We start from the raw sequence: 5,176 nt of genomic DNA on the forward strand, positions 1-5,176 counted from the left end.
GGAGGGAGGCAGGTCTTGGGGACTATGACGTCTCGGCGAGCGTCACGGTTGCGGTCTCGGCGGATCCGTTTCGCTTGTACTCGACCTCGACCCGGTCGCCGACCTTGCCGGCCTGCACCGCGCCGACCAGATCGTTCGAGTCGTTGATCACCTTGTCGCCGAACTTGGTGATCACGTCGCCGCGCTGGAGCCCGGCCTTCTCGGCGGGGCTGCCCGGAGTGACGGCGGCGACGAGCGCGCCGCCGGAGTTGCCCGGGTTGATCGGGGCGTCGGTCTGCAGCAGGCCGGAGATCGAGCTGGCGCCCTGCTGCGGGTTCTGCTGGCCGCTGCCCGCCTGGATGGTGCGGTCGCGGGCGCTGAGGATGCCGGCGGTGACCGAGCCCTGCAGGCCGAGCGGGCTGCCCAGGGCGAGCACCTGGTCACCGACCTGCATGGCGTCGCTGTCGCCGAACTTCGCCGCCTTCAGGTCGCTGACCCCGCTGGCCTGGACCACCGCGAGGTCGGTCTTCGGGTCGGTCCCGACGATCTTGGCGGTCGCGCTCTTGCCGTTGGCGAAGACCACCCGGACGGTGTCGCCACCGGCGCCGGCCACCACGTGGTTGTTCGTCAGCACGAACCCGTCGGCGCTGAGGATCACCCCGGATCCCTCACCGCTGCCCGTCATGATCGTGACGATGCTGTCCTGGACGGACGCCGCGATCTTGGGCAGGTCGGCGCTGTTGATGATCGGGGCGGCGGAGTAGGTGCGGGTCGGGCCGTCCCCGTCGAGCGCGAGCGCCAGCGCGCCACCGGCCACGCCCGAGCCGAACATCAGCGCCAGCGCCAGCGCGCCCACGCCGACGATCTTCCCGGCCCGGCTGGGCCGCGCCGGCTGCGGCGTGCCCCACGGCGGGGTCGGCTGTCCGGCCTGGTACGGCTGGTAGCCGTGCTGCCCGTGCTGCCCGTGCTGTCCCTGGTACGGCTGCGCCTGGTACGACGGGACCGGCCCGCCGCTGTGCGGCGCCGACTGGTAGCCCGAGCCGCTCTGCTGCTGGGCCCAGCCGTGCTGCTGGTGCTGCTGCCCGTACCAGGGGTGCTGCTGCTGCGCCGCGGCCTGGTACGGCGTCCCACCCTGCGGCGGGTACGGGCCGGCCGGCGGAGCGGCCGGGTTCGTGGTTCCGGCCTGCGCCGTGGTTCCGGCCTGCGCCGTGGTTCCGGCCTGCGCCGTGGTTCCGGCGGCCGGGGAGTCGGCCGGAACCGGCGCGGCGGCCGGTGTGTTCGAGGTGTTCGAGGAGTCCGACGTCCCGCTCTCGACGCGGGGCAGCTCGGCGGTGTGGTGCGACGGCTCGGCGTCGGCGGGGGCCGGCGACCGCTGCGGATCGGTCTCGTGGTCGGTCATGCCCCCAGCTTTCCCTGTGGCACTGTCATCAGCCTGGAATCCGCCTGGAAGTTTTCTGAACGTCACTCGCCCGGCTCGGGCGCCTCGGGCAGCTGCGGCAGCTTCACCCGGAACGTCGCCCCGCCACCGGGGGTCTTGTCCACCTCGACGGTGCCGTGGTGCGCGGCCACGAGCGCGGCCACGATGGCCAGGCCGAGGCCGGTGCTGATCGGCCCGCCGGCCCGCCGGGTACGGGCGGCGTCCACCCGGTAGAACCGTTCGAAGACCCGCTCGGCCTGCTCCGGCGTGAGGCCGGGACCGGTGTCCGCCACCTCCACCACGGCGAGGTTGCCCGCCTCCGCCCGCAGCCGCAGCGTCACCGAGGCGTCCGGCGGGGTGTGGGTGAGCGCGTTCGTCATCAGGTTGCCGATCACCTGGCGCAGCCGGGCGTCGTCGCCGAGCACCACCAGCGGGCCCGCGCCCGGGTCCCGCTCCAGCTCGATCCGCCGGTCCGGGGCGACCACCCGGGCCGCCTCCACCGCGTCCGACGCCAGCACCGGCAGCTCGACCGGGGCCAGCGCGATCGGCCGTTCCCGGTCCATCCGCGCCAGCAGCAGCAGGTCCTCCACCAGCAGCCCCATCCGGGCCGCCTCGTCCTCGATGCGGCGCAGCAGGTCGGCGGTCTGCTCCGGCGCGCGCGCCGCGCCCTGCCGGTACAGCTCGGCGAAGCCCCGGATCGTGGTCAACGGCGTCCGCAGCTCGTGCGAGGCGTCGGCGATGAACTGCCGCATCCGCTCCTCGGACCGGCGGGCCCGCGCCTCCGACGCCTGCGCGTACGCGGCCGCGTCCCGCGCGCCCATCTCGGCGCTGCGCGCCGCCGCCTCGGAGGCCGCCCGCGCGGTGAACGCGGCCTCGATCTGCGCCAGCATCGCGTTCAGCGCCCGGGACAGGCGACCCAGCTCCGAGGTCGGGCACGGCCGTCCCATCTCCGGGTCGGGCACGCGCCGGGTCAGGTCGCCGCCGGCGATGGCGGCCGCCGTACGCTCTATCTCCACCAGCGGCTTCAGGCTGGTACGGACGATTCCGGCGCCGACGGACGCCAGTGAGATCAGCACCGCGCCCCCGACCAGAAGGTCGATCCACACGAGCTGTCGAACGGCCATGTCGACGTCGGTCAGATGTTCCCCGATCAACGCCATCTGCCCGTTCGGCAACTGGGTGTAGAGCACCCGCCAGCGGACCGAGCTGTCGCGCGCCCGGACGGTGAACGGATCTCCCTCCAGTTTCCGGAACCCGCTCACCTCCGTGGGCCAGCTCGGCAGGTCCCGCTCCTGGAACCGATCCGTGTCGTAGGCGATTCCGCCGTCGACCTCTCCGCTGCCCCGGCTGGTCAGCACCACGAGGTAGTCGCTGGGCAACGTGATACCGGTCGGCGGGATCGACTCGAACCGGTTCACCGAGTCGCTCAGCTCGGTATCGATCTGCCCGACGAGATAGCTGCGCAGGAAATAGGCGGTAGACACGCTGATCACCACCAGGGCCGCAGCCACGAGCGCGAGGACGGAGGCGACGAGCTTCAGCCGGAGCGGGACGCTGCGCAGCCTGCCCTTCGCGTCGTGGACGACGTTCACGCCGCCGGCTTGCGTAGCACGTAACCCACTCCCCGGAGCGTGTGGATCAGCCGCGGCTGGGTGTTGTCGACCTTGCGGCGCAGATACGAGATGTACGACTCGACGATGTTGTCGTCACCGCGGAAGTCGTAGTTCCAGACGTGGTCGAGGATCTGCGCCTTGCTGAGCACCCGGTTGGCGTTGAGCATCAGGTAGCGCAGCAGCTTGAACTCGGTCGGCGAGAGCTGCACCCGCTGACCGGCGCGGTGCACCTCGTGCGTCTCCTCGTCCAGCTCCAGGTCGGCGAAGGTGAGCCGGGACGGGGTCTGGTCGCCGGTCGCGGTGCGCCGCAGCACGGCCCGGATCCGGGCGGTCAGCTCCTCCAGGCTGAACGGCTTGGTGACGTAGTCGTCGCCGCCCAGGGTGAGCCCGCGGATCTTGTCGTCGGTGGCGTCGCGCGCGGTCAGGAAGACCACCGGGGTACGGGTGCCGCCCTCGCGGAGCATCCGGATGACCTCGAAGCCGTCCAGGTCGGGCAGCATCACGTCCAGCACCACCAGGTCGGGCCGGTGGTCCTTGGCCGCGTTCAGCGCGGCGCTGCCGCTGGTCGCGGTGGCCACGTCGAAGCCCGCGAAACGCAGGCTCGCGGAGAGCAGTTCGAGGATGTTGGGATCGTCCTCGACCACGAGCAGTCGAGCCTCCGTCTGGGTAGCCGCCATGGGCCCCATCATCCGCGCTCCGGCTGCGGCCACGCTGGGTGGACCCTGGAAACAACCTGTGAGATCAGCGGAACAGCCGCCGCAGCCCTTCGGCCGCTCCGTCGAGCATCCGGATCGCGGTCCGGAGCTGGTTGTCACTGAGCCGCCGCGCCCGTACCAGCGCGCCGACCTCGACCGTGAACGCGGCCAGCCGCTTGTCGAACTCGACGAGCAGCGGCGAGTCGTCCGGACGGGCCGATCCCCCGTCGCCCGCCGGCCGGGCCGTGGCGGAGGCCGTCCACGCGCCCTGCCGGGTCTGCCGGGCCACCTCGCGCAGTTCGCGCTTCAGGTCGCGGACCGAGCCGCGTACCTCGTTGTGGATCTCACCGGCCAGCGCGGACAGGTCCTCGACCGCGGCGCCGATGTCGGCCTCCAGGGTCGACAGCTCGTCGGCGCGCTGCCGCAGTTCGGCGCGGCCCGCCTCGGTGATCTCGTAGACCTTGCGGCCGCCCACGGCGGTGTGCGTGACCAGGCCCTCCGCCTCCATCCGTTGCAGACGGGGGTAGATGGTGCCGGCGCTGGGCGCGTACAGGCCGAGGAAGCGGTCCTCCAGCAGGCGGATCAGCTCGTATCCGTGCTTCGGGCCGTCGTCGAGCAGCTTCAGCAGGTAGAGCCGGAGCCGGCCGTGGCTGAACACGGCGGTCACGGCAGCTCCTCCACGTCCTCGGCGGTCGCGACCGGGCGGGCGAGCAGCGCGATGCTGCCGGAGGTCGCGGAGGCCCAGAGCCTACCCGTACCGCCGCCGAGCACGCCGTGGCTGTCCTTGATCGAACCGAAGCCCCGCTGCCCGCCGTCCACCTGCGGAAAGCCGCTGGTGATCTTGCCGGCGGTGGTGTGCAGGTGCACCGTGAGGTCGCTGTCCTCGCGGACCCGTACGGTGATGCTGCCGGAGATGGCGCTGAGCCGGATCTCGCTGCCCCGCGGGTTGTCCAGGTCGCAGGTGATCGAGCCGGAGACGGCGTGGGCGCGTACCCGCTCGGGCGCGCTGTCGGCGAGGATCAGCTCACCGGAGACCGTCTCCAGGTCGAGGTCGCCGCCGATGCCGAGCGCCTCGACCGGGCCGGAGATGACCTTGGCGCTGGTGCGTCCCCGCAACCCCCGCAGCGTGACCTCGCCGGACGTGACGTCGACCCTGGTGTCCCCGCGCAGGCCGGAGGCGACGAGCGTGCCGTCCACCAGGTGCAGGTCGGCGAGGACCTCGGCCGGTACGGCGACCGACACCTCGGCGCGATACCGGCGGTGGAAGCCGCCGAAGGACCAGAGCACGCCCGGCCACCGGGTCGGCCGCTCGTGCTGGACGGTCAGCCGGCCGTCGCGCATCTCGACCAGGAGTGGCCGCCGGCCGATCCGGGTGACGTCGACCCGCGCCGGGCCGTCCGTGGCGACCACGTTGAGCCGGCCGCTGACCAGCCGGACGTCGAGCCGGGTGACCGGCTCGTCCACCGTGATCC

5 protein-coding genes are annotated in these 5,176 nt (G+C 72.6%); all 5 read right to left on the reverse strand.

Features of this window, described 5'->3' with window-relative positions:
* Window positions 1-22: 22 nt before the first annotated feature.
* The 5 genes from KBX39_RS22290 to KBX39_RS22310 all read right to left on the reverse strand — a co-directional run bounded on the left by KBX39_RS22290 (window position 23) and on the right by KBX39_RS22310 (window position 5,174).
* Window positions 23-1,378, reverse strand: coding sequence for a S1C family serine protease (locus KBX39_RS22290; protein ID WP_210872330.1), 1,356 nt, complete (start codon window positions 1,376-1,378; stop codon window positions 23-25).
* A 62-nt stretch (window positions 1,379-1,440) separates the two neighbouring features.
* Entirely contained in the window at window positions 1,441-2,988 is a 1,548-nt protein-coding gene (locus tag KBX39_RS22295; RefSeq protein ID WP_210872333.1) for a HAMP domain-containing sensor histidine kinase, read from the reverse strand.
* On the reverse strand, window positions 2,985-3,686 hold the full coding sequence (locus tag KBX39_RS22300) for a response regulator transcription factor (protein WP_043328553.1): 702 nt from the start codon (window positions 3,684-3,686) through the stop codon (window positions 2,985-2,987). The genes KBX39_RS22295 and KBX39_RS22300 overlap by 4 nt, the downstream gene beginning before the upstream one ends.
* 64 nt (window positions 3,687-3,750) lie before the next feature.
* On the reverse strand, window positions 3,751-4,371 hold the full coding sequence (locus tag KBX39_RS22305) for a PadR family transcriptional regulator (protein ID WP_210872335.1): 621 nt from the start codon (window positions 4,369-4,371) through the stop codon (window positions 3,751-3,753).
* A complete protein-coding gene (locus KBX39_RS22310) occupies window positions 4,368-5,174 on the reverse strand; it encodes a DUF4097 family beta strand repeat-containing protein (protein WP_312247476.1) in 807 nt (268 codons plus the stop codon). Before KBX39_RS22310 ends, KBX39_RS22305 begins: the two co-directional genes overlap by 4 nt.
* Between the last annotated feature and the right edge of the window lie 2 nt (window positions 5,175-5,176).

It is taken from the genome of Micromonospora sp. D75 (genome assembly GCF_018070405.1).
In the GTDB taxonomy this organism is placed as follows: domain Bacteria; phylum Actinomycetota; class Actinomycetes; order Mycobacteriales; family Micromonosporaceae; genus Micromonospora; species Micromonospora chalcea.